Annotated in this window: 24 protein-coding genes; 19 read left to right on the top strand and 5 right to left on the bottom strand. The window is 41.3% G+C overall.

All coding sequences use genetic code 11. The features are described from left to right. Positions 1-37 precede the first annotated feature (37 nt). On the bottom strand, positions 38-829 hold the full coding sequence (locus AN389_RS03835) for a crotonase/enoyl-CoA hydratase family protein (RefSeq protein ID WP_055017374.1): 792 nt from the start codon (positions 827-829) through the stop codon (positions 38-40). Positions 830-1,078: 249 nt separating this feature from the next. On the opposite strand from AN389_RS03835, the gene AN389_RS03830 reads away from it, so the two are divergent. From AN389_RS03830 to AN389_RS03820, 3 genes are all read left to right on the top strand, one after another. After that, positions 1,079-1,408 (top strand): HI1450 family dsDNA-mimic protein, encoded by a 330-nt coding sequence (locus AN389_RS03830; protein ID WP_055015370.1) that lies wholly within the window; start codon positions 1,079-1,081, stop codon positions 1,406-1,408. 66 nt (positions 1,409-1,474) lie between these two features. Beyond that, positions 1,475-2,254, top strand: a complete 780-nt coding sequence (locus tag AN389_RS03825; protein ID WP_146258063.1) for a DUF481 domain-containing protein — start codon at positions 1,475-1,477, stop codon at positions 2,252-2,254. A 16-nt stretch (positions 2,255-2,270) separates the two neighbouring features. Then, on the top strand, positions 2,271-2,759 hold the full coding sequence (locus AN389_RS03820; RefSeq protein WP_055019292.1) for a hypothetical protein: 489 nt from the start codon (positions 2,271-2,273) through the stop codon (positions 2,757-2,759). A gap of 41 nt (positions 2,760-2,800) precedes the next feature. On the opposite strand, the gene AN389_RS03815 is transcribed toward AN389_RS03820, so the two are convergent. Together AN389_RS03815 and AN389_RS03810 are read right to left on the bottom strand one after the other, a co-directional pair. Next, a complete protein-coding gene (locus tag AN389_RS03815; RefSeq protein WP_004586217.1) occupies positions 2,801-3,286 on the bottom strand; it encodes a peptidylprolyl isomerase in 486 nt (161 codons plus the stop codon). A 12-nt stretch (positions 3,287-3,298) separates the two neighbouring features. Continuing rightward, entirely contained in the window at positions 3,299-4,210 is a 912-nt protein-coding gene (locus tag AN389_RS03810; RefSeq protein WP_055019291.1) for a folate-binding protein YgfZ, read from the bottom strand. Between the two features lie 161 nt (positions 4,211-4,371). Between AN389_RS03810 and AN389_RS03805 the strand changes: the two genes are divergently transcribed. Together AN389_RS03805 and AN389_RS03800 are read left to right on the top strand one after the other, a co-directional pair. After that, the gene (locus tag AN389_RS03805) at positions 4,372-4,623 is read left to right on the top strand and encodes a succinate dehydrogenase assembly factor 2 (RefSeq protein ID WP_004586219.1); all 252 of its coding nucleotides are present in this window, start codon (positions 4,372-4,374) and stop codon (positions 4,621-4,623) included. Positions 4,624-4,660: 37 nt separating this feature from the next. Continuing rightward, the gene (locus tag AN389_RS03800) at positions 4,661-5,035 is read left to right on the top strand and encodes a protein YgfX (protein WP_327077926.1); all 375 of its coding nucleotides are present in this window, start codon (positions 4,661-4,663) and stop codon (positions 5,033-5,035) included. On the opposite strand, the gene nadB is transcribed toward AN389_RS03800, so the two are convergent. Beyond that, a complete protein-coding gene (gene nadB, locus AN389_RS03795; protein ID WP_055015367.1) occupies positions 5,010-6,620 on the bottom strand; it encodes an L-aspartate oxidase in 1,611 nt (536 codons plus the stop codon). The genes AN389_RS03800 and nadB overlap by 26 nt on opposite strands. A 245-nt stretch (positions 6,621-6,865) precedes the next feature. Here nadB and rpoE point away from each other — a divergent pair, with 245 nt between their 5' ends. The 10 genes from rpoE to pdxJ all read left to right on the top strand — a co-directional run bounded on the left by rpoE (position 6,866) and on the right by pdxJ (position 15,496). Beyond that, a complete protein-coding gene (rpoE, locus tag AN389_RS03790; RefSeq protein ID WP_004586222.1) occupies positions 6,866-7,447 on the top strand; it encodes an RNA polymerase sigma factor RpoE in 582 nt (193 codons plus the stop codon). Position 7,448: 1 nt separating this feature from the next. Then, entirely contained in the window at positions 7,449-8,075 is a 627-nt protein-coding gene (locus tag AN389_RS03785) for a sigma-E factor negative regulatory protein (RefSeq protein WP_055017375.1), read from the top strand. 4 nt (positions 8,076-8,079) lie between these two features. Continuing rightward, positions 8,080-9,030, top strand: coding sequence for a MucB/RseB C-terminal domain-containing protein (locus AN389_RS03780; protein ID WP_055017376.1), 951 nt, complete (start codon positions 8,080-8,082; stop codon positions 9,028-9,030). 19 nt (positions 9,031-9,049) lie between these two features. Further along, positions 9,050-9,499 (top strand): SoxR reducing system RseC family protein, encoded by a 450-nt coding sequence (locus AN389_RS03775; protein WP_055019290.1) that lies wholly within the window; start codon positions 9,050-9,052, stop codon positions 9,497-9,499. 189 nt (positions 9,500-9,688) lie between these two features. Beyond that, positions 9,689-11,476, top strand: a complete 1,788-nt coding sequence (gene lepA / locus AN389_RS03770; RefSeq protein WP_055019289.1) for a translation elongation factor 4 — start codon at positions 9,689-9,691, stop codon at positions 11,474-11,476. 16 nt (positions 11,477-11,492) lie between these two features. Beyond that, positions 11,493-12,428 carry a signal peptidase I gene (lepB, locus tag AN389_RS03765; protein WP_004586227.1) on the top strand — a complete coding sequence of 312 codons (936 nt, stop codon included), beginning with the start codon at positions 11,493-11,495 and terminating at the stop codon, positions 12,426-12,428. Between the two features lie 2 nt (positions 12,429-12,430). Then, the gene (gene rnc, locus AN389_RS03760) at positions 12,431-13,108 is read left to right on the top strand and encodes a ribonuclease III (protein WP_055019288.1); all 678 of its coding nucleotides are present in this window, start codon (positions 12,431-12,433) and stop codon (positions 13,106-13,108) included. Further along, positions 13,098-14,030, top strand: a complete 933-nt coding sequence (era, locus tag AN389_RS03755) for a GTPase Era (protein ID WP_055019287.1) — start codon at positions 13,098-13,100, stop codon at positions 14,028-14,030. The genes rnc and era overlap by 11 nt, the downstream gene beginning before the upstream one ends. A 20-nt stretch (positions 14,031-14,050) precedes the next feature. After that, positions 14,051-14,743, top strand: a complete 693-nt coding sequence (gene recO / locus AN389_RS03750; RefSeq protein WP_055019286.1) for a DNA repair protein RecO — start codon at positions 14,051-14,053, stop codon at positions 14,741-14,743. 21 nt (positions 14,744-14,764) lie between these two features. Then, positions 14,765-15,496 (top strand): pyridoxine 5'-phosphate synthase, encoded by a 732-nt coding sequence (gene pdxJ / locus AN389_RS03745; RefSeq protein WP_055017382.1) that lies wholly within the window; start codon positions 14,765-14,767, stop codon positions 15,494-15,496. A 107-nt stretch (positions 15,497-15,603) separates the two neighbouring features. Here the strand turns inward: pdxJ and barA are convergent, their stop codons facing one another. Then, complete coding sequence (gene barA, locus AN389_RS03740) at positions 15,604-18,378, bottom strand: two-component sensor histidine kinase BarA (RefSeq protein WP_055017394.1); 2,775 nt, start codon at positions 18,376-18,378, stop codon at positions 15,604-15,606. Positions 18,379-18,489: 111 nt separating this feature from the next. Between barA and rlmD the strand changes: the two genes are divergently transcribed. From rlmD to AN389_RS03715, 4 genes are all read left to right on the top strand, one after another. After that, positions 18,490-19,815 (top strand): 23S rRNA (uracil(1939)-C(5))-methyltransferase RlmD, encoded by a 1,326-nt coding sequence (gene rlmD, locus AN389_RS03735; RefSeq protein ID WP_055019285.1) that lies wholly within the window; start codon positions 18,490-18,492, stop codon positions 19,813-19,815. 8 nt (positions 19,816-19,823) lie between these two features. Then, positions 19,824-21,980 carry a GTP diphosphokinase gene (gene relA, locus AN389_RS03730; protein WP_055015363.1) on the top strand — a complete coding sequence of 719 codons (2,157 nt, stop codon included), beginning with the start codon at positions 19,824-19,826 and terminating at the stop codon, positions 21,978-21,980. Between the two features lies 1 nt (position 21,981). After that, positions 21,982-22,779 carry a nucleoside triphosphate pyrophosphohydrolase gene (gene mazG / locus AN389_RS03725; RefSeq protein ID WP_200909021.1) on the top strand — a complete coding sequence of 266 codons (798 nt, stop codon included), beginning with the start codon at positions 21,982-21,984 and terminating at the stop codon, positions 22,777-22,779. Positions 22,780-22,956: 177 nt separating this feature from the next. Continuing rightward, the gene (locus AN389_RS03715) at positions 22,957-24,591 is read left to right on the top strand and encodes a CTP synthase (RefSeq protein ID WP_055015360.1); all 1,635 of its coding nucleotides are present in this window, start codon (positions 22,957-22,959) and stop codon (positions 24,589-24,591) included. The last annotated feature ends 16 nt before the right edge of the window (positions 24,592-24,607 follow it).

Below are 24,607 nucleotides of genomic sequence, written 5' to 3'. Positions count from 1 at the left end.
TAGCAAATCCACCCCATTTTTAAATGCGAACTTAGTCTTACCAGCGTTTAGAGTTTGCATAGTTTATATCTGCTTTCCCTTTTGTTTTGGCGATCGCTTTTTTTGTGTTGGGGTTGAGTAGCAAACGAACTTGGCTAAATGTTTCTTTAGCTAATATTTTTCGTTGGTTTGTTGCATAGCTTTGCTGAGTAACGCGCTTTATAGCGGCCAGTGTGTCGGGGGAGCGCTCTAGTAATGTATTTAACATACGTTGGGTGGCTTGCTCTGTATTACTTGTTAGCTCTGTGACTAATCCAAGCTCGTAAGCTTTTTGCGCATTAATAGGGTTTGCGTGGCTTGCAAGCCAAAGCGCTTGGTCACGTTTTAATAAACCAGCTAGCACTGCATTGGCACCCATATCGGGGCATAATCCCCAGCGCGCTTCCATAATGGCCAGCTTTGCTTGAATATCAACAATTCTGTAATCGGCGCCTAGCGCTATTTGTAGCCCACCTCCTAAACAATTTCCATTTATTTGTGCAATAACTGGTACGCTTAAAGATTGCCATCCCAGCACCACTTTTTGCGCTAGGTTTTGATTGCCTGGCAACCATTTGAATAGCAGCTTTACAATATTCAAAGGTGAAGCCATAACGCCTGCAACATCAAGCCCTGAGCAAAAATGCTCACCGTCACCTTTTATCACTACAGCGCGAACACGCTTATCTTTTTTGATACGTTTAATTGTGTTGTTTAATTGCATAAACATATCAAAGCTAAGTGCATTTTGTTTTTCTGCGCGGCTTAGAGTAACGTTAGCAATGCCTTGTTGTATTTCTAGTTTTATCATTGCGCTCTCCTATTAGCGTGTGTTTGAGCTTATGACGTACGCAGTGCTAAGTAAAGTAACAGTTTGTTTTATAATACAAAATAAATTGAATTATTTTTAACTTTTTTAGTCAAAGTACGTTGAATCTTATTCAAGCTTAACCACACATGAGCTGGTAACAAAAAAGTCATTATTTTTTGGTGTTTTTTCTCAAATCACAGATGAGTTTTGGTATTATGTGTGCACTTAAAATGCATTGAGGTTTTACCCATGTCAGGCCCACGTTTATACAGCGAAGAAGAAGTTACCCATCAAGCGTACGATATTTTTTTAGAGCTGGCGCCAAATAATCTTAGCGAGCAAGATGTTGAAGACTTTAACGAATACCGAGAAGAACTTGGGTTTATTGAAGAGGGCGAACCTGATGCGCAATGGCAAGACTTTGTAGCACTTGAAATAGAGCCGGAGTTATTTGTACAGGTGTTAGTGGGGTTAGAGTTTGAAAACGAAGATGTGTTGTTTGCAAAAATTTTAATTAGCCGTGATAAAGACGCGCCGTTTTGTCATATTTTGTGGAAAGAAACAGAGCACGCTGAGTAAGCAGTTTTGTTTGTATGTGCCAGAGAGTTTACCGTGCATAAGTATTTACTATTCGTGTTTTTAATAATGTGCAGCCGTTGTTGGGCTGTTGACCCATTTGAAGACTTTCATGAATATGGACAACTCTCTGATGAAGAAATTCACGAGCTGCATAAAGGCGAAATGCTTTATGGCGATACTGAATTTGGCTTGATTTTAAGTAAAGGTAATACTAACTCCACTAGTTTTAAATTTAGAGGAAATTTATACCAAGACTTCGAAAACTGGCGCAATCAGTTTAAATTAGACACTTTATATAAACGCGATGAAAATGACGACACAGGGCAAACAGACGTAACAGCAGATCGTATTTTTGTCTCAGCCCAGGGTAACTACAAGGTGGGGGTTAAAAATTCTTCATTTTTTATTTACGGTGACTACGAAGAAGATAAATTTAGCGGTCTAGAATACAAAAGTACAGTCGCTACTGGTTATGGTGCCAGAGTATATCAAGGTGTAAAAAATAAAGTAGATATTGATATTGGCCCCGGTCTATATCGCTCAGTGGCTGATGATGAGTCAGAAGTAAGTGAAGAAGATGAAAACAAAACCGGTTATTTAGTACGTATTGCAATGCAGTGGGAACGTTTGGTATCAAAGCGTACGCGCTTTAATCAAGATGTGAGTATTGAACAGTCTTTATCGGGGTTAAATTCACGTTTGAAGTCAGAAACCGCTTTGATTAGTCAAGTCATAGGCGCGGTATCGTTAAAGTTTGCCTACATGTATCGTTATAACTCAAAACCAGAAGACGATAATCTTAAATACGACTCAGAATTAAGCGCCACGTTGGTGTACAGTTTTTAATAATAAAGAGAGCGTTATGTATCAGCATAAACAATATGCGGTGTTTATATTTTTTGTTTTAGCATGGATAGGCGGGTTTGTAGCCTTAGCTTGGAACTTAATGGGTGCAGATGTGCCATTAATGGTATTTGCCGGTGTACTCGTTTTAGTTGGCTTTTTGTTTCATGGTTTAACTGTAAAAGTTGACGAGCAAACAATTAGTTGGGCTTTTGGTCCTGGCGTTGCGGGGCAACGATTAGCGCTTGCAGACATAGTAGAGGCTACAGCGGTGCAAAACTCCTACCGCCACGGTATTGGTATTCGTATTACACATGATGGGTGGGTGTATTCTGTATCAGGCTTTAGTGCAGTGCAGCTAACCTTAAAAGACGGTACTAATTACCGAGTGGGAACAAACGATCAGCAAGGCTTATTACGTGCGCTTGAGGGTAAAATAACACCTAATGAAACGCCTTTAGAGGAACCGGCGCCAATAAAAACCGCGACCTACAACAATATGTTATAAAAAAAAGCGCCTTAGGCGCTTTTTTATCAACGGCACTATGATTAGTGATCGTGACCACAACCGCCTTCACCGTGCACGTGGCCGTGCGCAAGCTCTTCTTCAGTTGCTTCGCGCACCTCTAAAATTTCTACATCAAAATTAAGAGTAATACCCGAAAGCGGGTGGTTGCCATCAACTATAACGTCTTCATCTTGAATCTCGATAATCATTACAGATTGATCACCATCATCAGTTGACGCTCTAAATTGCATACCTACTTCAATCTCCATGCCATCAAACATTGACTTAGGCACCGCTTGCATTAGGTTATCGTGACGTTCGCCGTAACCTTCTTCAGGTTCTACTTTTACATTTAATGTATCACCGGCTTGCTTGCCTTGGAGTGCATTTTCAAGCCCTGGGATTAAGTAGCCTGTGCCAATAATAAAAACCAGTGGCTCGCCATCAAAAGAGTTATCAATGGTATTGCCATCGTTATCCAGTACTGAATAATGCATTTTTACTACTGTGTTTGGTGCAACGATCATAGTCATTCCTATTTATTCATCTTCAAGAGAGTAAGGTAGAGGCAGAATGTTTAGCTCTACCTGAGGGGTGTGCTTTGCACGAAGTGCGTGTGTACTTGGTGTATCGTTTGGCAGCACAACAAGGCCAAATAAGGTTTGGCTATTTTCGTTATAGCTTTGGGCAATTAGTTTACCAGCGCGGCGCCAGTTCTCGCCCACTTGGGTTTCAAGCTCTGGCTCTTCAAGTAGGCCATCACTTTTACCTGTAACAATATACATAGCGCGTTTGTTTTTACCTAGGTACTTCATACGGGCAACGGTTTCTTGGCCGGTGTAACAGCCTTTTTTAAAACTAATGCCGTTAATCGCCTGAAGATTCACCATCTGTGGTACGTATTCGCCAATGGCGTCACTATTTAACTGTGGCTCGCCCGCTTTTATAGCGGCCTCTTGCCATAGCGCGCAGTTATCTAAAGTAGACACATCATCTGGCATACTAAATTGGCTATCAACCATTAATAAAACGCGATTTGGCGCTAATTTTAGTGCTTTACCGCTTGGAAAGTCACAGGCTGTTTGCTCGTCAGAAAAACGAATATCGAGCTTTTCAAGCACTGGGGCTAAATCGTCACTGATCAACCCAATTAGTCTATTCGTAGAGATATCTATATCTACTTTGGCAAACACAGCGTATTTTTTTAGCTCGATAAGCGATTGCTCTACCTCAGGCTGTGAGCCTGCTAGGTAATAACTATCTTGATGGGAAAATAATTTAAACACACCCCACAGCTTGCCTTTGGCACTGCAGTGGCCAGCCCATAAATAATTGCTGTTAGATAGTTTATTGAGATCTTGAGTAATTTGTCCGTGAAGATAAGACAATTTATCCGCACCGGTTAGGCTAATAAGCTGGTGAGATAACGGACATGCATAAACGCTCGACATAAAAACCTTCTGTGCAATACAAATGAGTAGACATAATAACGTAGTTATAACCAAGGGTACAGCAACGAAGCTGGGCAGTTTTTATTATTTGGCCAATGATTAATAGCTGCTAATTATGCAGGTATTTGTTAAACTCAGGGCAATTAAGTATGAGGTTTAAAATGACTGAAATTCATAGTAAAGCACGTATACGCTGGGCTTGTCGCCGCGGCATGTTAGAGTTAGATGTTTTGTTTATGCCATTTGTCGAGCAGGCATATGATTCATTAAATGCACAGCAACAGGCTGTATTTCAGCGTTTGCTAACCCAAGAAGACCCTGATTTATTTGCATGGTTTATGGGCCATGAAGAATGTAAAGATGCTGAGCTTAATACTATGGTATCGCTAATTTTAGACCGAGTACGTGTATAGGTTTACAGTAGTAAATAACAAAGCAGAACATCGGCCTGTGGTGCTGTTTTTCTGCTTATTGAGTGTTGTAATAGGGCTTTACTTGAGCTCTTTTTTTAGCATTGTTGTCTGTTTAACTCTAAATGCAATTGCACTTTGCTGGGTATGGCAAAAAATACTCGCAATTCACCCAGATAGTGGCGTTATTATTTTAGAGCATAAACAAATACGCTTTGAAAACGAAAACGTAAAGATTCAAGGGCAAATCACCCCAAAAACTATCATATTAAATACCAGTGTATGGCTACATATTAAAGGCTTTAATAAACGTCAGTGGTTAATTATCTCAGCCAATAGTGTGAACAATCAAAGCTACGCGCGGTTAAAGCGCGCAGCTTTGATTGCTATTAATGGCGAGGAGGAGTCAAAATAGTAGGTGTTGGGTTTTCATTTTGCTCAGGGTAGTCAATTGTATAGTGTAAGCCTCGACTTTCTTTACGTTGCATTGCGCTTCTAATAATAAGTTCGGCTACTTGCACTAAATTACGAAGCTCCAATAAGTTATTACTGACTCTAAAGTTTGCGTAATAATCATGTATCTCTTGCTGCAATAATTCAACACGATGTAGTGCTCGCTCTAGGCGTTTAGTTGAGCGCACAATACCTACGTAATCCCACATAAATAATCGCAGCTCGTGCCAATTATGGGTAATAACAATTTCTTCATCAGAATTACTGACTCGGCTTTCATCCCAGCTTGGAAGTGCAAGAGGTTCAGGCGCCTTATCGAGCTTACTTAAAATATCTTTCGCAGCAGCATGGGCAAATACAATGCACTCTAATAGTGAATTGCTCGCCATACGGTTTGCACCGTGCAAACCCGTGTAGGCAACTTCGCCTACAGCGTATAAGTTATCTAAATCAGTTTTACCGTTAAAGTCACTCATTACACCGCCACAGGTGTAATGCGCAGCAGGTACAACCGGAATAGCCTCTTTGGTTATATCCAGCCCTACACTTAAACATTTTGCGTAAATAGTCGGGAAGTGCTCAATGATAAAGTCTTTATCTTTGTGGCTAATATCTAGGTACACACAATTTGCACCTAAACGTTTCATTTCAAAGTCGATAGCCCGAGCCACTATGTCGCGCGGAGCAAGCTCTTCTCTATCATCAAAGTCTTTCATAAAGCGGGTGCCGTCGGGGCGCTTTAAATACGCACCTTCGCCACGCATGGCTTCGGTAATTAAAAAGTTTTGCAGTTCAGGGTGATAAAGGCTGGTGGGATGAAATTGATTAAATTCCATATTGGCTACTCTACAACCTGCACGCCATGCCATGGCAATACCGTCACCGCTAGATACATCAGGGTTTGAAGTGTATAAATACACCTTGCTTGCTCCCCCTGTAGCGAGCGCTACAAACTTAGCGGAGATAGTTTCTACTTTTTTTGCTTTTTTATTCCACACGTACATGCCATGAATATGCGAACCTGGTTTACCTAAGCTTTTATCACTAATCAAATCGATGGCATTATATTGCTCGAGTAGGGTAATGTTTTTATGCGCTTTAACTTGGCTAATCAACGTGGTTTGTACAGCCTTACCAGTGGCATCGGCTGCATGTAAAATACGACGATGGCTGTGTCCGCCTTCGCGGGTTAAATGGAAGCGCTCTTTTCCTTTACTATCAAACTCCATATCAAAAGGAACGCCTTGCTCAATGAGCCATTGTAGACACTGGTGCGCATTACTTGCTGTATAATGCACCGCTTCTCGGTCACATAAACCGCCGCCGGCATCGAGAGTGTCTTCAACATGCGATTCTATGCTGTCGTTTTTTTTATCAAATACTGCGGCAATCCCGCCTTGTGCATACAGTGTCGAGCCTTCGGTGAGGGCCCCTTTACTGATCACAGTAACATTACAATAGTTAGCTAAAGACAATGCAAGCGATAAGCCGGCCGCGCCGCTACCGATAATAGCGACATCAGCAATATGATGTTTATTTTGGTTCATGTCAGAGGTACTTTGCGGTTACAATGCTCAAATTAGAGCAATATTTGTTTTTAATAATGTAGTTGTATCATATTTGTCATATTACTATGTAGTGATTTTAATGGCTTAGCGGCGTTATTTAAGACTATTTTATAAAAAAAGAATATTAAGCAGAACTTTTTATTCATAAAGAGGTCAGAGTATTTGTGAACAATGGCGACACTATGAATAACCAGCAAGAATCAAACAGAGGAGTACCGGCTCGAATGAGCGAGCAGGAATTAGATTTAGCGCTTGTAAAAAGGGTCCAGCAAGGAGATAAAAACGCCTTCAACCTATTAGTAAAGAAGTATCAGAACAAAATTGCAGGGTTGATTTCACGTTATGTGTCTAACCAAGGCGATATTGCAGATGTAGCACAAGAGGCATTTATTAAGGCCTACCGTGCACTTCCAAACTTTAGAGGTGATAGTGCCTTTTATACGTGGTTATACCGTATTGCCGTTAATTGTGCTAAAAATTATTTAGTAGCTCAGGGCCGTAAACCGCCAGCAAACGATATAGACGCTGAAGATGCCGAGTTTTATGACGGCGCGGATTCGATGCGTTCTAACGCATCGCCTGAGAACTTACTGTTAAGCGACGAAGTACGCGCTGTTATTTTTAATACGATTGATAGTTTGCCTGAAGACCTTAAAACCGCGATTACCCTAAGAGAAATCGAAGGGATGAGCTATGAAGAAATAGCCGTGGTAATGGATTGCCCTGTTGGGACAGTACGTTCGCGTATTTTTAGAGCCCGAGAAGCAATAGATAATAAATTAAACCCATTAATAGGCGAGTCTTAGTATGACAAAAGCACACGTTAACAAGTTGGATAGCGAAACGTTATCAGCATTACTTGACGGCGAACAACACCTTGCAGAGGGTAAAATTTCTGATGAAGATGTTGCTACGTTTGGTCGATATGCGCTAATTGGTGATGCGATGCGTGCTCAAAAAAATAACAACGACATACACATCGATATAAGCGAAAACATAGCTTTAGCACTTGAAAGTGAGCCTGTGTATGCCGATTTCACTCAATCAACAGTAAAGAACGCTCCAGATACCGAGCAAAGTGAAGCGCAGCAAGATAATAAAGTTGTGGCGTTTAACTGGCGCAGGCCGGTGGCACAACTTGCTATTGCTGCAAGCGTAGCTATGTTTGCCATTGTTGGCGTAAATACCTTACCACAAGGGGCGGGCGAGCAAGAAAGCGAAATTCCGCTGTTACAAACTACCCCGTTAACTGGTATGGCATCACCGGTGAGCTATTCATCAGAACCTGCTCTTGAAAATGCTGAGCAAGGTTTACGCGAATTACAGCAACAACGCATTGGCGCGTTAGTTTTAGAGCATCAACGTCAAGCACGTGTTGCACACTCTTTGCAAACAGCGCAAAATAGCGACAAAGCGCAAGAGGAAAAAAACTAATTAAATGAAAGTAATTACTTTTGTTCTGTCGTTAGTAGTAAGCTTTACTGTTTTTGCTAACGACACAAACCCCGCCAAAGATTTACTACTTAACATGGCAAACGCTGTGCATACCCGTAATTTTGACGCCTCCTTTGTGGTGGTAAAGGGTAAAGCAATGGAACCCTACCGCTGGGTTCATGCAAAGCAAGGTGAAACAGAGCTTGAACATTTAAGTTTACTTAATGGCGCGGGCTTAGAAATGGTTAGAATTAACGACCAAGTTACCTACTTTGAACCGCAATCTCAGCCATACTCTATCAATACAGATTCTATTGCAGGGCCAATACCGGAGGTACTATTTAAAGATATTGAAGCGCTAAGTGCCCAATACGATTTTGTACTAGGCGGCAAAGGTCGTATTGCAGGGCGAGCTGCGCAACTAGTGAGAATAGAATCAAAAGATGAACACAAATATAACTATTGGATTTGGCTTGATACTGAGTCGTCACTGTTGTTAAAAGCCGCTTATGTTAACCACCAAGGCGAAGCCCTAGAGCAGCTGCAGTTAACCCATATTAGTGTAACAGAGCAGCCGGCTCCGATGATTTTAGAAGTCCTAAATCGTAATTTCCCAACGCCGTTACCTGGTAACGCATTGGAAGGTGAAAAAAGCAGTGCCACAAACTGGCACATTGGCTGGTTGCCTAGTGGTTTTAAATTACTAAAATCAGATCGTCATAAGCTTGATTTAAACAACGAGCTTACCGATTATTATTTATATTCAGATGGGTTTGTTGAAATATCTGTTTTTGTACAGCGCCCCTTACCGGGTCGTCGCTTAAGTGGATCATTAACATCTGGCGCAACGACAATTTATGTGCATAATGGCGGAAACTTTGATGTATCTGTTGTTGGTAATGTGCCAAGCCAAACCGCCAAAGCAATTGCAGAGTCGGTGACTCGCGCATTATAAACAATTCGTAAGGGTTGTTATGATTGAACAAACACTTACAGTGGTAGCCCTAGAAGGCTCCACTGCTCACTTAGAAGCCCAGCAAAAAAAGGCCTGCGAAGGGTGTAATGGACGCTGTGGCTCACAAGTTTTTGCCAAACTTTTTGGTAGTGATAAAAAAACCTTTCCATATCAATTTGATACCCCTGTTGAAGTAGGCCAAAAAGTCACGCTCTCATTAGATGATTCGCATTTAGTAAAACATGCCTTTGCTGTATATATGCTGCCTTTATTCTTAGGCTTAGCGTTGGCATTTGTTAGTGCCGAATTACTACTTTTAGCGCAGGGATGGCAAATTTTATTCGCCGCTTTGGGTGGAGTAGGTGGTTATTTTTTAGCTAAAAGCAAAGTAAAAACATTAAGACACGATGTAAAAGTGATAAAAATTCATCCAATTAGCCTTCCTTTAACGCAAATAGATGGTGATTAAGGCCAATTAAATGTAAAATTGCCGTTTTATACCAGAGTAACTTGGAAATACAGGGTAAAAAGGCAATTAATAATTTGGTTATACAATGCGTATTTAGCCATTTATATTGCACTTTTGCTCAATAAGTATTTTCAAGTCACTCAGGTGTTCGTACTTAGCCTATTAAAATAGAAGTTTAGAATCCAGTTTATGAAGCATATCCGTAATTTTTCGATCATCGCCCATATCGACCATGGTAAATCGACCCTTTCAGATCGTTTGATCCAGGTTTGTGGTGGCTTAACAGACCGCGAAATGCAAAAGCAAGTGTTAGATTCAATGGACATCGAGCGTGAGCGTGGTATTACCATTAAGGCGCAAAGCGTAACACTTAACTACACTGCTAAAGATGGCGAAACCTATCAACTTAACTTTATCGATACACCAGGGCACGTTGACTTTACTTACGAAGTTTCTCGCTCGTTAGCGGCATGTGAAGGTGCGCTTTTAGTAGTAGATGCCGGACAAGGTGTTGAAGCTCAAACGCTGGCAAACTGCTACACCGCCATTGAAATGGATTTAGAAGTAATCCCTGTATTAAATAAAATAGATTTACCACAAGCCGATCCACTTCGAGTAGCGGAAGAAATTGAAGATATTATTGGTATAGATGCCCTAGATGCCGTGCAATGTAGTGCAAAAACCGGTGTGGGTATTGCAGAAGTACTTGAAATGATTGTTAAAGACATCCCGCCACCGGTAGGTGAGAAAGATGAACCTTTACAAGCGCTTATTATTGACTCATGGTTTGACCCATACCAAGGTGTTGTATCACTAGTACGTATTAAGCATGGTGAACTACGTGCTGGCGACAAAATAAAAATAATGTCAAACGAGCAAGTTCATATAGCTGATCACGTGGGGATCTTTACCCCTAAACAAACCAACACAGGTATTTTACGTACTGGCGAAGTAGGGTTTGTTATTGCTGGTATTAAAGAAATACACGGTGCTCCAGTCGGGGATACCATCACACATCAAAAAAATGCGGCACCAGAGCGTTTACCAGGCTTTCAAAAAATTAAGCCGCAGGTCTATGCTGGCATGTTCCCAATCGCCTCAGATGATTACGAGTCGTTTCGTGATGCACTAAATAAACTAAGCTTAAATGATGCATCGTTGTTTTTTGAACCAGAAAACTCAACCGCACTTGGTTTTGGTTTCCGTTGTGGCTTTTTAGGTATGCTACACATGGAAATTATTCAAGAACGTCTAGAGCGTGAATACGATATTGACTTAATTACCACCGCGCCTACTGTAATCTACGAAGTAGTTACTAAAGAAGGTACGCGTCAAATCGACAACCCGTCTGACTTACCGGCGGTTAATGATATTGTAGAAATACGTGAGCCGGTAGTAGAAGCTAATATACTTGTGCCTCAAGAGTTTTTAGGTAGCGTAATAACGCTGTGTATCGAAAAGCGTGGTGTTCAAACTAAAATGAGTTATCACGGCAAGCAGGTCGCTGTAACTTATGAGCTACCTATGGCTGAAGTGGTTATGGACTTTTTTGATAAATTAAAGTCAACCAGTCGTGGTTTTGCATCGCTTGATTACAACTTTAAGCACTTTCAAACATCAGACATGGTGCGTGTTGATATACTTATTAATGGCGAACGCGTTGATGCACTCGCTATTATTGTACACAGAGATAGTGCTCAATCGCGTGGTCGTCAGCTTGCTGATGCGCTTAAAGAGCTTATTCCGCGTCAAATGTTTGATATTGCGATTCAAGCTGCAATAGGACAACATGTTATTGCGCGTACCACGGTTAAGCAATTACGTAAAAATGTAATCGCTAAGTGTTACGGTGGTGACGTGAGCCGTAAGAAAAAGCTATTGCAAAAGCAAAAAGATGGTAAAAAACGAATGAAGCAATTGGGTAACGTAGAAGTACCGCAAGAAGCGTTTCTAGCTATTTTGAAAGTTGGTAAATAAAAACAAAGGATTATAGATGGCTGGTTATTTCTCAGTTTTATTGGTGTTATTAACATTAGGCTCAGGTTTAATATGGTTAATTGACCACCTAATGTATGCGCCAAAAAGGCAAGAGCGATTAGCGCTTGCCCAAACATCTGCCGGTGGCCAGCTTGATGAAGAAACAGCGGCGTTAATTGCACCTGAGCCGGCTATTACAGAAACTGCAAAATCGATTTTTCCGATGATTGCAGCTATTACTATTTTTAGGTCGTTTATTTTTGAGCCTTTTCAAATACCATCAGGTTCAATGATGCCAACCCTATTAGTGGGCGACTTTATTTTAGTGCAAAAGTACTCATACGGGATTAAAGACCCGGTATGGCGAAGCCAGCTTGTAGATGTAGGCGAGCCTGAACGTGGCGATATTGTTGTTTTTAAATACCCATTAGATGAGCGAGTAGATTATATAAAACGTGCTATTGGTTTACCGGGCGATAAAATTGTTTATCGTGATAAACGTTTGTATATTCAACCTAATTGTAAAGAAGGTGAGACCCAGCAAGGTGACCTACTTTGCAATGAGTTTAATAAAATTGATTTTAAATTAATTAACGATAATGAGTTTAAACAAGGCCAAATGTCGCTTGCGCGTGTAAATGAAGATTTAACGACACTCAAGCATGACATTTTAATCAACCCACGCGCACCTGAACGTAAAGGGCGTTACTATCAGCAACCAGGTACTCCTTCTGATGAATGGACCGTACCCGCTGATCATTATTTTATGATGGGTGATAACCGCGACAACAGCCAAGATAGTCGCTTTTGGGGCTTTGTACCAAAAGAAAACTTGGTGGGTAAAGCTGTCTTTATATGGATGAGTTTTGAATTTGAGAATGGCCCAGATGATGTTTTACCAGGATGGGTTCCAACTGGTGTTCGTTTTGAACGCCTAGGTAATATTCAGTAACAATGAAAAAAAATGTAACAGAATTATATAAACGAATTGGCTACGAATTTGCTGATCAAGGTTTACTTGAGCAAGCAATGACACACCGCAGTCATAAAGGTCAACATAACGAACGTTTAGAGTTTTTAGGCGATTCAATTTTGAGCTTTGTTATTGCCAATGCTTTGTACGACAAATTTCCAAAAGCGCGTGAAGGTGATTTAAGCCGTATGCGCTCTACGCTTGTGCGTGGCCAAACATTGGCTGAATTTGGTCTCGAGTTCGGTTTAGGCGATTATTTACGCTTAGGCCCCGGCGAGCTTAAAAGCGGTGGTTTTCGTCGTGAATCAACCTTGGCTGATGCCGTAGAAGCTATTATTGGTGCTGTATTTTTAGACTCAAATATAGAGCGTTGTGGCGAGCTGATTTTAGCGTGGTACGAATCTCGACTTGATGCTATTTCACCAGGGCTTAATCAAAAAGATCCTAAGACCCTGCTGCAAGAGTACCTACAAGCCCGTAAGTTATCTTTACCAGGCTATACTGTTGTTGATACTAAAGGTCAAGCGCACAATCAAACGTTCACGGTTGAATGTATAGTTGAAGGTATGGATAGCATTATTTCTATTGGTAGCTCGCGCCGTAAAGCCGAACAAAAAGCTGCCGAAAAAGCATTGAAGATACTAAAAAATGAATCTTGATACCTTAATACAGCCTCATGAAGGTGACGTTGATACGTTTTGTGGCATGGTTGCCATTGTTGGCCGCCCTAATGTAGGTAAATCAACATTGCTTAATGAAATCATTGAGCAAAAAGTAAGTATAACCTCGCGCAAGCCACAAACAACGCGCCATCGTATTATGGGGATTCATACTGAAGGGCAGCATCAAGCTGTTTATATTGATACGCCGGGCTTACACGTTGAAGAAAAGCGCGCTATTAACCGCTTAATGAACCGTGCTGCTTCGAGCTCAATTGGTGATGTAGAGCTAATTATTTTTGTTGTTGAGGGCACTCACTGGAATGCCGATGACGAAATGGTGCTTAATAAAGTATCGCAAAGTGGTAAGCCTGTTTTACTTGTTATTAATAAAATAGACCAAGTTAAAGACCGCGACTTAGTATTACCGCATATGAAAATGCTTGGCGATAAATTTGATTTTGTGGGCATTATGCCGGTGTCGGCAACGCAAGGTAAAAACGTTGACTTAATTAAAGCCGAAGTGACTAAACGCTTACCGCCGTGTGAGTTTTACTTTCCTGATGACTATGTCACTGACCGCTCAATGCGCTTTATGGCAGCAGAAGTGATTCGCGAAAAGCTCATGCGCTTTATGGGTGAAGAGCTGCCGTATTCTGTTACTGTAGAAATTGAGCAGTTTAAATGGCAAGAAAACGGTGTGTGGCATATCAACGGGTTAATTCTTGTTGAGCGTGAAACCCAAAAACGAATGGTTATAGGTAACAAAGGCGAAAAGCTTAAAGTGATAGGCCGTGAAGCCCGTAAAGACCTTGAAGAAATGCTCGATAACAAAGTATTTTTAGAGCTTTGGGTTAAAGTTAAATCGGGTTGGGCCGATGATGAACGTGCCTTAAGAAGCTTAGGTTATGGCGAAGATTAACCTGCATTTAACCAACTAATATGGATAGCGACTTTTACACAGCGTACCTATTACATCGGCGTCCTTATAGCGACTCCCAAGTAATGCTCGATATGCTGGTAGAAGGCGTCGGCCAACTTAGAATGCTGGCGCGAATTAGTGGTCGCCAGGCCACTAAACACAAAGCACAATTACAGCCTTTTCAGGCACTGCTTGTTCACTACAGTGGCAAGTACGATTTAAAATACATTAATAAATTTGAGCTGCATGGCAATCCTTTATATTTAACCAAGGATAAGCTTTACTGTGGCTTTTATTTAAATGAGCTGACTAACCGCATTGTGCCGGTAAACGAGCCACTTGAACACGTGTTCGAGCTTTACAAAACTCACCTAGAGAACTTAAATAGCGATGTTGATTTACAGTCAGTGCTGCGCTCATACGAGTTTCAGCTATTAGAGCTTTTAGGTTATGGTGTTGACTTTAGCTTTGATGCCAGTGGTGAGCCAATTGATGAAAAGCAAACGTATAGTTATTTCCCTGAGCTGGGTTTTTTGGTGCAACAAGATACGCGCTCTGGGTTTAGCGGTTCGCAGCTTAAAGCGATTGCCAATCATGACTTTAGTCAAAGCGATGTACTTTATATGGCAAAACAATTAAGTCGTTATTTACTAAAACCTTTACTGGGTAATAAACCATTAAAAAGCCGTGAATTATTTATGGCCTCTCAATAAACATATTTTACAGGTAATAAAATGAAAGACATTCTTTTAGGTGTAAACGTTGATCATATTGCAACGCTTCGCCAAGCGCGTGGTACATCATACCCAGACCCAGCACATGCGGCCAGTGTGGCAGAGCACGCCGGTGCCGATGGTATTACTATTCACTTGCGTGAAGACCGCCGCCATATTCAAGACCGTGATGTATACGTAATGGCTAAAACGATTCAAACACGTATGAATCTTGAAACCGCAGTTACCGATGAGATGATTAACATTGCGCTTGAAGTAAAGCCTGAATATGTATGTTTAGTGCCTGAAAAACGTGAAGAGCTAACGACCGAAGGCGGCTTAGATGTGGCCGCTAACGTAGATAAAATTAAAGCAGCCACTAAAACATTGACTAATGCGGGTATTAAAGTGTCATTATTTATTGATGCTGATAAAGCACAGTTAGATGCTGCTAAAGCGTGTGGCGCACCGTATGTAGAAATTCACACCGGCGCCTATGCAGATGCCACTAATGATGAAGAGTTACATAAAGAGCTTGAGCACATACGAGAGGGTGTAAAATACGCAGCGAGCTTAGGCTTAATTGTAAATGCAGGCCATGGTCTCCATTATCATAACGTAAAGCCGATTGCTGCAATGCCTGAAATTTATGAGCTTAACATTGGTCACGCTATTATTGCGCGTGCAGCTATTGATGGCCTTGAAAAAGCAGTACGCGACATGAAACGCCTAATGATAGAGGCAAGGTTATAAATTTAACTCTATGGTGACAGCATTTAATAGCAATACTTAACTAAGTAAAGCCGTAATATTAAAACCTATTAAAAGCGCATTTACTGCGCTTTTTTATTATGTGTTTTTTAGCGTTGATGCTCAGTAACACGTGCATCTGCCATGAGATTTTCCAGCTCATCCTGCAGCTCAAATAATTCAGGCTCAACGTTATCGAGCACGCAGTCACTCTTAAGTGAGGTTTCTATGGTTTCTGCCAGAGATTTAAGCTTAGGCACCCCGGTATAACAGCACGCGCCATGGAACTTATGAATAACACTTAATACTGTTTGGCAATCGTTTTGCTCAATAGCCTCGTTAAGCTGCGAGAGCGTCTCTGGCACACTATGTAACAGCATATTAAGCATTTCCATCGCCAGCTCACCTTTGCCGCCAGCGCGCTGTAGCGCAAGCGACCAATCTAAGCAGTTACTTTCAAATGGAGCTGGGCTTTGTGGCGTTACACTTTTAATTTTGTCGCGGGTTACAGGCGATTGCGGACTATGATCGCAAATAATTTGGCTGAGCATATCTTCATCGATAGGCTTAGTTAAATAGCCTTTAAAGCCATCTTTTAATAGCTGCTCTTTTTCACTGTGCAGTGCATGCGCGGTTACCGCAATAATAGGCGTGTCTTCGTTTAAAGACGACTCCTTAATCAGTTTACAGGCGGTAATGCCATCCATTATTGGCATTTGTATATCCATAAAAATAACATCGTACTTGTGGCTTTTACTTAAGCTGTAGGCTTGAGAGCCATTGTAGGCCGTGTCTATAAATTCAACCTGTTCTTTTAATAAAGTGCAAATAAGTTTTAAGTTTGCATCGTTATCATCTACCACCAGTACTTTTAATGGCAATAAGGTTTGATCGCTTGGCTCAATATTTAAGGTTGGGTGATCAAGTCGATAAGGTGCAGCGAGTACTTCACATAATTTACGATGATTGAGCGGCTTGCTTAAACAGGCATCGGCGCCGCTGCCAATAAATGCCTCGCGCATATTATGCGATACAGTATTAAGCATAAGGTATAAATAATCGCACGACTCGCGAACCATATTCACATAGCCTTTAAGGCGCTGCATATCATCTACCGATGCCATATCACCAATAATACAAATATCGTATTTAAGCATTTTATGCTTGATAGCATCTAAAAATGCGGCCTCATTAAAGCAGGCCGTTACAACCGCTTCCCATTCGTTTAATACAGAAAGTACTGAGTGATGCGTATGCTCGTGCGGCTCTAAGTATAATATGCGTTTACCAATAAGAGACTTAGAAGGTAGGTCGTTACTGAAGGTATGATCAGGCAACCTAAACACACCATTAAAGGTAAAACAGGTGCCGCTTCCAGGAGCTGAATTTAGCGTTATTCGGCCATTCATAGCCTCAACAATGTGTTTAGTAATGATTAAGCCTAAACCTGTGCCGCCAAACTTTCGAGTAATGGATGAATCAGCCTGGCCAAATGCGGTAAATAGTGCATCTTGTTTGTCCATTGGTATACCCACGCCAGTGTCGGTTACTGAGACTAAAATAGAGGCACGGTCTTCATCTAATAAACGGTAGCTTATATCAACTTTTATTGAGCCTTTTTCGGTAAACTTAATGGCATTACTTAACAAGTTAATAAGGACTTGTTTAAGACGTGTTGGGTCACCCGTTAAATCATCAGGTACCTGCGGGTTAATATATATAGATAGCTCAAGTTGTTTTTCATGCGCCGAAGGCGCTAATAATGTCATCACTTCGTTTACGCTATCGCGCAGTTGAAACTGGATGGATTCAAGCTCCATGGCGCCCGCTTCAAGCTTAGAAAAATCTAAAATATCGCTAATAATCGTCAATAAGCTGTTGGCAGAAAGCTCTATGGTATCGAGGTAGTCTTTTTGATGTTTATTTAAAGGTGTTTTATACAACTGCCGCGTAAAGCCAATAACCCCATTAAGCGGGGTGCGTAGCTCGTGACTCATTTTGGCTAAAAAGTCTGACTTAACGCGGTTCGCATCTTGCGCCTCTTTTTTGGCCATGGTTAGCTGAATATTTGAAGTTTCGTATTGCTCTAGGGTTTCGCGGTAATCACTGGTGGCCTGATCAATATTTTTCTGCATTTCGTCTTTTTGCATAACCATAGTGTGGGCAATGGTATTAAGCCCTTCACGCAACAGTTCAAATTCTCCCATCATGGTGTCGTTTAAACCTGTGTCTCTTTTGCCCTCTACTAACTTGTCGGTAGCAAGTACCAACTTATTAAGCGGGTTCATGAACATTCGGCTAAGCTTAAGGGCTAAAATAGAAGCCAATACTATTGAAAATAAAATAACAATGCCGCTAATTAACACTGCTCGTTGCTGGCCTATAATGGCTTGGTCTTTATTTAGTTGCAAAATAACGGTGCCAAGCGGGGTTTGAAAATCATTAATATCCCATTTTGATACCGGCGCGGAGTGATTAAAAATAGGGGTGTAAAAGGTGATTAATTCTTCAGTCTTATTAATTTTTGTTGTATTGAGGTTTTCAATTTGTGCTTTTTGGGTCAGTTCATCAAATGAGCGATGATAGTTACTGGTCATAATAAGCTGATTGTTAGTATCAAAAATAGCAATCGACTTAATGGTAGGAGAGTGCTTATTGTGTGTGTAACTAATAAGACGATTGAGCAGCTTTTTATTTTTTTCTAGTAAAGGTTGCTCTAATGCAATTGCTAAAGGCTCAGATATTGAGCTGCCTTGTTGATATAAAATTTCATCAAGCTCAATGTAACGATTTATTGTAAAATAGCCGCCAAGTAACAAACCAATGATCACTGTGGGGATCAAGGTTAAGGTTAAAACAGAATCACGTAAGCCTAATTTGGTCATAATGGAAGCGTTATTATCATTATTAGTATGCACCGAGTATATACGGTTCATCGGCTATTCTCAAAGCATCTGATTTGCTTATACGTAATACAAAATTTAAGGTAATGCCGCATGGCGCAAATTTTTAAAGCAAAGAAAAAACCACTTAAACAGCAAACACTCACACTTAATATTACGGCCATGGATCATCAGGGGCGGGGTGTTGCCAAACACAATAATAAAGTGTGCTTTGTAAGCGGCGCTTTAACGAATGAGAAAGTAACGGCAAGCCTAATAGAAGATAAAGCTAAGTACAGTAGTGCTAAGTTGGTTAAGGTTATTAATCCAAGCGATGCACGCACGCAACCATTTTGCCCGCATTATAATCACTGTGGTGGGTGTCAGTTACAGCACCTAGAAATAAATCAGCAAGTGGTTGAAAAGCAGACTGCAGTGACGCAATTATTTAAAAAGTTTGCCAAATTAAGCGAGTTAAATTGGCAAGCGCCTTTATTAAGTAAGCCCACTCATTACAGGCGCAGCGCCCGAATTGCTGTAATGTATGATAAAGCCGCTAAAAAAATGCGAGTTGGGTATCGTGCGCTTAGCTCTAAAAATGTGATTAGTATTGAGCAATGTGATGTGCTTAGTAAGGCATTTACTAACGTATTTAGTATTTTTGAAACGCTTATTAATCAATATAAAGCGCTACACAGTATAAGTCATTTACAGTTATGCCAAAACGAAGCTGGGAACTTTATTGTTATTCGTCATACTAAAGCGATAGCAGATGAAGCCAAACGCTATGTACAAGAGGCGGCAAATTCACAGCAATGGTTAATTACTTGGCAAGACAGCAGCGATGTTATAGAGCAAACTCATTTACCTACACCTTATTATTTTTTAGAAAAATTTAATTTAAAGTTCGAGTTTGGCCTTGGTAATTTTATTCAAGTAAATGATGAAGTTAACCAAGCAATGTTAACGCAGTCGGTAAATTGGCTTAACTTGCAAGGAAACGAGCAGGTATTGGATTTATTTTGTGGGATTGGTAACTTTTCATTAGTGCTTGCTCAGCATGCTAAATCGGTTATTGGCGTAGAAGGGGTTGCATCGGCGGTTGCAATGGCGACACAAAATGCGCACACTAACTCTATTACTAATGCGCACTTTCATTGTTTTGATTTAACGCAAAAAATTGAAACAGCACAATGGTTTAATAAGGCGCTAGACGTATTAGTATTAGACCCTTCTCGTACCGGTGCTATGGCTGTTTTAGAGCAACTTTCTTTAAAGCAGTTTAAAACCATTTTATACGTTTCTTGCGATCCTGTTACTTTAGCCCGTGACAGTGCAATTATTTCGCAAGCAGGTTTTGAAGTTACTAAAATTGGGCTAATGAATATGTTTCCGCATACAGGACACATAGAAACAATGGCGTTATTTCAACGGAGGTAAAGCGTTTTATGGTCGCTACACGTCAATCACATCAGCAGGACGACACAGGTGACTTTGCTACTAGCCTAAAACAGTTAGCGTTATCGCAAGATAAAATAACGCTACTAAACAAAGCGCAAGCATTGTGTGTTACATGTGACAACCAAGCACGGCAAAACACGGCTATTGAAATGGTCGAGATTTTAGCCGAGCTTAATTTAGATGCAGAATCTCTCGCAACTGCGTACCTCACGCATTATTACTTAAATGACTTAGTAGATCTTGAAACCGTAGAAGCACAACTTGGCAAAAATGTAGCCATGCTTCTAACGGGGGTTGCACAAATGGCGGCTATTAGTACTTTATCTCACCAAGGTAAAGGAACAATGCAGGTAGATAACATTCGTAAAATGTTACTTACTATGGTTGAAGATGTGCGCGCGGTTGTAATTAAACTTGCCGAGCAAGTGTGCCATTTACGTAATGTAAAAAATGGCGATGAAGAAGAGCGTGTTATTGCTGCTAAAGAAACCGCCGATATTTTTGCCCCGTTAGCAAACAGGTTAGGTATAGGGCAGCTTAAGTGGGAACTTGAAGATTTATCGTTTAGGTATTTACACCCCGACACTTATAAAAGCATTGCTAAGCAACTTGATGACAAACGCCTTGCCCGTGAAGCCTATATGGAAGATATGGTTGAGCAAGTTAAAGCGCGCCTAAGCGAAGCCGGTATTGAGGCGCAAGTGTATGGCCGCCCTAAGCACATTTACAGCATTTATAAAAAAATGCAGCAAAAAAACTACGAGTTTGATCAGCTGTTTGATATTCGGGCGATGCGAATAGTGGTTGAGCGCCTGCAAGATTGTTACGGCGCCCTAGGTATTGTGCACACTAATTGGCGTCACTTAAATAAAGAGTTTGACGACTACGTGGCTACACCTAAACAAAACGGCTATCAGTCAATTCATACTGTGGTATTTGGCCCTGAAGGAAAAACCGTTGAAATACAAATACGTACCAGCGAAATGCATCAAGATGCTGAGCTAGGTGTAGCCGCGCACTGGATGTACAAAGAAGGCGCCTTACCAGGGCGTGGCTCAGGTTATGAGCAAAAAATTAGCTGGTTGCGTAAATTACTGCAATGGCAAGAAGAAGTGGTCGATGGAGGCGACTTAGCCGAAGAGCTGAAAAACCAAGTTGTAGAAGACCGCGTTTATATATTTACCCCAAGTGGCGACATTATTGATTTACCTGTTGGTGCTACACCGCTGGATTTTGCTTATTACATTCACTCAAATGTAGGGCATCGCTGCATAGGAGCGAAAGTATTTGGCAAAATAGTGCCGTTTACGCACCAGTTATCTACGGGCGATCAGGTCGAAATACTCACACAAAAGCAGCCTAATCCAAGCCGCGATTGGCTAAACCCATCGCTTGGCTATATTAAATCGTCGCGTGCGCGGGCTAAAATCCATCATTGGTTTAAACAGCTCGACCGTGATAAAAATTTAAGCGCCGGTAAAGAGATTCTTGATAACGAACTGCAAAAGCTAGATTTAACCTATAAAGATTTAGACCCCGCTATTAAGCGCTTTAACTTTAAAGAGTTAGATGACTTAATGGTTGCCATAGGCGCAGGCGATGTCCGTTTAAATCAAATGCTCAACTTTGTAAGCGACCGTACCGAAGAAGAGCCCGTTATTCGTTTTAAAGCGCCTAGTAAAGTAACAGGCGATAAAAACGGTATTGTGGTGGACGGCGTTGGCAGCCTAATGAGCCACGTTGCAAAATGTTGTCGCCCAGTCCCTGGCGATAAAATAATTGGTTATATTACACAAGGCCGAGGCATAGGCGTGCACCGCGAAGATTGCGATGCATTTAACAACTTAAAAGAGCAGCACCCAGAGCGCGTTATATCGGTGAGTTGGTCAGATGAAATAAATGGCTCTTATGCGCTGAGTATAAAAATTGAAGCAAGCGATCGCTCAGGTTTAATCCGCGATATTAGCTCTGTACTGGCTAATGAAAAAGTAAATGTGATCAACATGAACGTCAATACCGTTGGGGCCGATCAGTTGGCAGTATTTACTATGCAAATAGAAGTGCACGACCTATCGGGCACAAACCGGGTATTATCTAAGTTGCATCAAATTGAAGGTGTGCACAGTGCCAAACGAAACCAATAAAGTGGCTGATACCAACGCACTCGAGCAGCTTTTACATATAATGCAAACACTTCGCGATCCTGAGGACGGGTGCCCTTGGGATTTAAAACAAGACTTTAAATCTATTGTGCCGCATACATTAGAAGAAGCTTATGAAGTTGCAGATTGTATTGAATCGGGTAATTTAAACGATCTTAAAAATGAGCTCGGTGACTTACTGTTTCAAATAGTGTTTTACGCCCAACTTGCCAAAGAGCAGGAATTATTTGATTTTAACGACGTGGTTAGTGAGCTAAATAGTAAACTTACCCGCCGTCACCCTCATGTTTTTAACACTAAGCAAGCGTTAACCGACGAGCAATTAGCAACGCAATGGCAAGCAATTAAAGCACAAGAGCGTGCAGCAAAAGTACAGCCGAGCAACGCCTCGCTTTGGCAAGATATACCCACTAATATGCCAAGCTTAGCTAAAGCTAAAAAAATTCAGCAGCGGGTCGCCGCACTTGGTTTTGACTGGCCTAATTATCATGGTGCACTTGATAAAGTAAGCGAGGAAGTACTTGAAGTAAAAGAAGCGCTTGAGCACGACCCTTTATCTGATCACACCGCAGAAGAAATAGGCGACTTATTATTTGCTACGGTCAATGTGGCTCGCCATGTTAAACGCGACCCGGAGCAGTTACTCAGACAAGCCAACGATAAGTTCTCGGCGCGCTTTGAAAAAGTGCAAGGTTATTTAATTGCAAAAGGAAAAAGTTTAGAGAGCGCAACGCTTGATGAAATGGAAGAAGCATGGGAAGCCATTAAAAAAGTGAAATGAGATGAGCTCAGCACAAACTAATGTTAATCAAAGAACATTTTTTGTGCGGGTAAACGCTATTTTTAGCTGGATTGCTCAACGCTGTTTTGGTATAATTTCGCCCCGTCTTGATGATATACCCAGAGTCTCTTTCTCGGGTGTTATATTCCTTTTAATTCCTGATATTCTAGGGTTCGCATGAGTACAAAATTTATCTTCGTTACTGGCGGGGTGGTTTCTTCGTTGGGTAAAGGTATTGCAGCAGCGTCATTGGCAGCTATTTTAGAGGCCCGCGGTTTAGATGTTACCATTTTAAAGCTGGATCCTTACATAAACGTTGACCCAGGCACAATGAGCCCAATTCAACACGGTGAAGTATACGTTACAGAAGACGGCGCCGAAACGGATCTTGATTTAGGTCACTACGAGCGTTTTATTCGCACCAAAATGACCAGCCGCAACAACTTCACACAAGGGCGTGTATACGAAGACGTGTTACGCCGTGAGCGCCGTGGTGAATACTTAGGTGCAACCATTCAGGTTATTCCACACATCACAAACGACATTAAGCAACGTGTATACGACGGTGCTGAAGGTCATGACATTGCGATTGTAGAAATTGGTGGCACAGTAGGCGATATTGAATCACAACCGTTTATTGAAGCAATTCGTCAGTTAGGTACTGAAATTGGCCGCGAACGAGCGCTATTTATTCACCTAACGCTAGTGCCATTCTTAGGCCCTGCAGGCGAAGTTAAAACAAAGCCAACACAGCACTCAGTTAAAGAGTTACGCTCTGTAGGTATTCAGCCTGATATTCTTATCTGTCGCTCAGACCGTAAATTGCCTAACAACGAACGTGCAAAAATTGCATTGTTCACTAATGTTGAAGAAAAAGCGGTTATTTCGCTTCCTGACGTAGATAGCATTTACAAAATTCCTGCGTTATTAAAGTCACAAGAGCTGGATAACTTTGTGTGTCGTCGTTTCCACCTTGACGCACCAGAAGCTGATTTAGTTGAATGGGAACAGGTGCTTTATCAAGAGTCTAACCCAACTGGCGAAGTAACGATTGGTATGGTTGGTAAGTACATTGAACTACCAGATGCATACAAATCAGTTAACGAAGCGCTAAAACATGCAGGTCTTAAGAACCGCTTAACTATTAATATTGAATACGTTGACTCGCAAGACTTAGAAAGCAAAGGGGTTGAATTGCTTTCTCATCTAGATGCTATTTTAGTACCAGGTGGTTTTGGTGGCCGTGGTGTTGAAGGTAAAATTTTAGCGGCTAAGTATGCCCGTGAAAACAAAGTACCTTACCTAGGCATTTGTTTAGGTATGCAAGTAGCCCTTATTGAATACGCACGTAACGTTGCTGGTTTAACCGATGCTAACTCAACTGAGTTTAATATTAACTCAAAAGCACCTGTTGTGGGCTTAATTACAGAGTGGCTAGATGCTGAAGGTAATATTGAAGTACGTGATGAAAAATCTGACTTAGGTGGCACAATGCGTCTAGGCGCACAAAAATGTCATTTAACGCCGGGTTCTAAGGTGCATGAAGTGTATGGCAATACAGAAATTGTTGAACGCCACCGTCATCGCTACGAAGTAAACAACAACTTTGTAGAGCAATTAGAGCAAGCTGGCTTAAGCTTTACTGGTTTATCAGAAGATAAAAAACTAGTCGAAATCATCGAAAACAAAGATCACCCATGGTTTATTGCTGCGCAATTCCACCCGGAATTTACGTCAACACCACGCGATGGTCATCCGTTATTTGAAGGGTTTGTAGCAGCCGCTCATACTCATCAAAAAACGTCTTCGTAATTAAAAAAAGCCGTGC

The organism is Pseudoalteromonas sp. P1-7a (assembly GCF_001401855.1).
GTDB lineage: Bacteria > Pseudomonadota > Gammaproteobacteria > Enterobacterales > Alteromonadaceae > Pseudoalteromonas.
The sequence above is the reverse complement of the archived record's forward strand: the minus strand, read 5'-3'. Positions and strand labels throughout refer to the sequence as shown.

Coding starts and splice junctions, on each gene's coding strand:
- AN389_RS03815 (WP_004586217.1), bottom strand. CDS start 3,286: ATGATCGTTGCACCAAACACAGTAGTAAAAATGCATTATTCAGTACTG.
- barA (WP_055017394.1), bottom strand. CDS start 18,378: ATGACCAAATTAGGCTTACGTGATTCTGTTTTAACCTTAACCTTGATC.
- relA (WP_055015363.1), top strand. CDS start 19,824: ATGGTCGCTACACGTCAATCACATCAGCAGGACGACACAGGTGACTTT.
- rlmD (WP_055019285.1), top strand. CDS start 18,490: ATGGCGCAAATTTTTAAAGCAAAGAAAAAACCACTTAAACAGCAAACA.
- lepB (WP_004586227.1), top strand. CDS start 11,493: ATGGCTGGTTATTTCTCAGTTTTATTGGTGTTATTAACATTAGGCTCA.
- AN389_RS03775 (WP_055019290.1), top strand. CDS start 9,050: ATGATTGAACAAACACTTACAGTGGTAGCCCTAGAAGGCTCCACTGCT.
- AN389_RS03820 (WP_055019292.1), top strand. CDS start 2,271: ATGTATCAGCATAAACAATATGCGGTGTTTATATTTTTTGTTTTAGCA.
- AN389_RS03835 (WP_055017374.1), bottom strand. CDS start 829: ATGATAAAACTAGAAATACAACAAGGCATTGCTAACGTTACTCTAAGC.
- AN389_RS03785 (WP_055017375.1), top strand. CDS start 7,449: ATGACAAAAGCACACGTTAACAAGTTGGATAGCGAAACGTTATCAGCA.
- rpoE (WP_004586222.1), top strand. CDS start 6,866: ATGAGCGAGCAGGAATTAGATTTAGCGCTTGTAAAAAGGGTCCAGCAA.
- era (WP_055019287.1), top strand. CDS start 13,098: ATGAATCTTGATACCTTAATACAGCCTCATGAAGGTGACGTTGATACG.
- lepA (WP_055019289.1), top strand. CDS start 9,689: ATGAAGCATATCCGTAATTTTTCGATCATCGCCCATATCGACCATGGT.
- pdxJ (WP_055017382.1), top strand. CDS start 14,765: ATGAAAGACATTCTTTTAGGTGTAAACGTTGATCATATTGCAACGCTT.
- AN389_RS03830 (WP_055015370.1), top strand. CDS start 1,079: ATGTCAGGCCCACGTTTATACAGCGAAGAAGAAGTTACCCATCAAGCG.
- rnc (WP_055019288.1), top strand. CDS start 12,431: ATGAAAAAAAATGTAACAGAATTATATAAACGAATTGGCTACGAATTT.
- AN389_RS03810 (WP_055019291.1), bottom strand. CDS start 4,210: ATGTCGAGCGTTTATGCATGTCCGTTATCTCACCAGCTTATTAGCCTA.
- AN389_RS03780 (WP_055017376.1), top strand. CDS start 8,080: ATGAAAGTAATTACTTTTGTTCTGTCGTTAGTAGTAAGCTTTACTGTT.
- AN389_RS03805 (WP_004586219.1), top strand. CDS start 4,372: ATGACTGAAATTCATAGTAAAGCACGTATACGCTGGGCTTGTCGCCGC.
- AN389_RS03715 (WP_055015360.1), top strand. CDS start 22,957: ATGAGTACAAAATTTATCTTCGTTACTGGCGGGGTGGTTTCTTCGTTG.
- AN389_RS03825 (WP_146258063.1), top strand. CDS start 1,475: ATGTGCAGCCGTTGTTGGGCTGTTGACCCATTTGAAGACTTTCATGAA.
- recO (WP_055019286.1), top strand. CDS start 14,051: ATGGATAGCGACTTTTACACAGCGTACCTATTACATCGGCGTCCTTAT.
- nadB (WP_055015367.1), bottom strand. CDS start 6,620: ATGAACCAAAATAAACATCATATTGCTGATGTCGCTATTATCGGTAGC.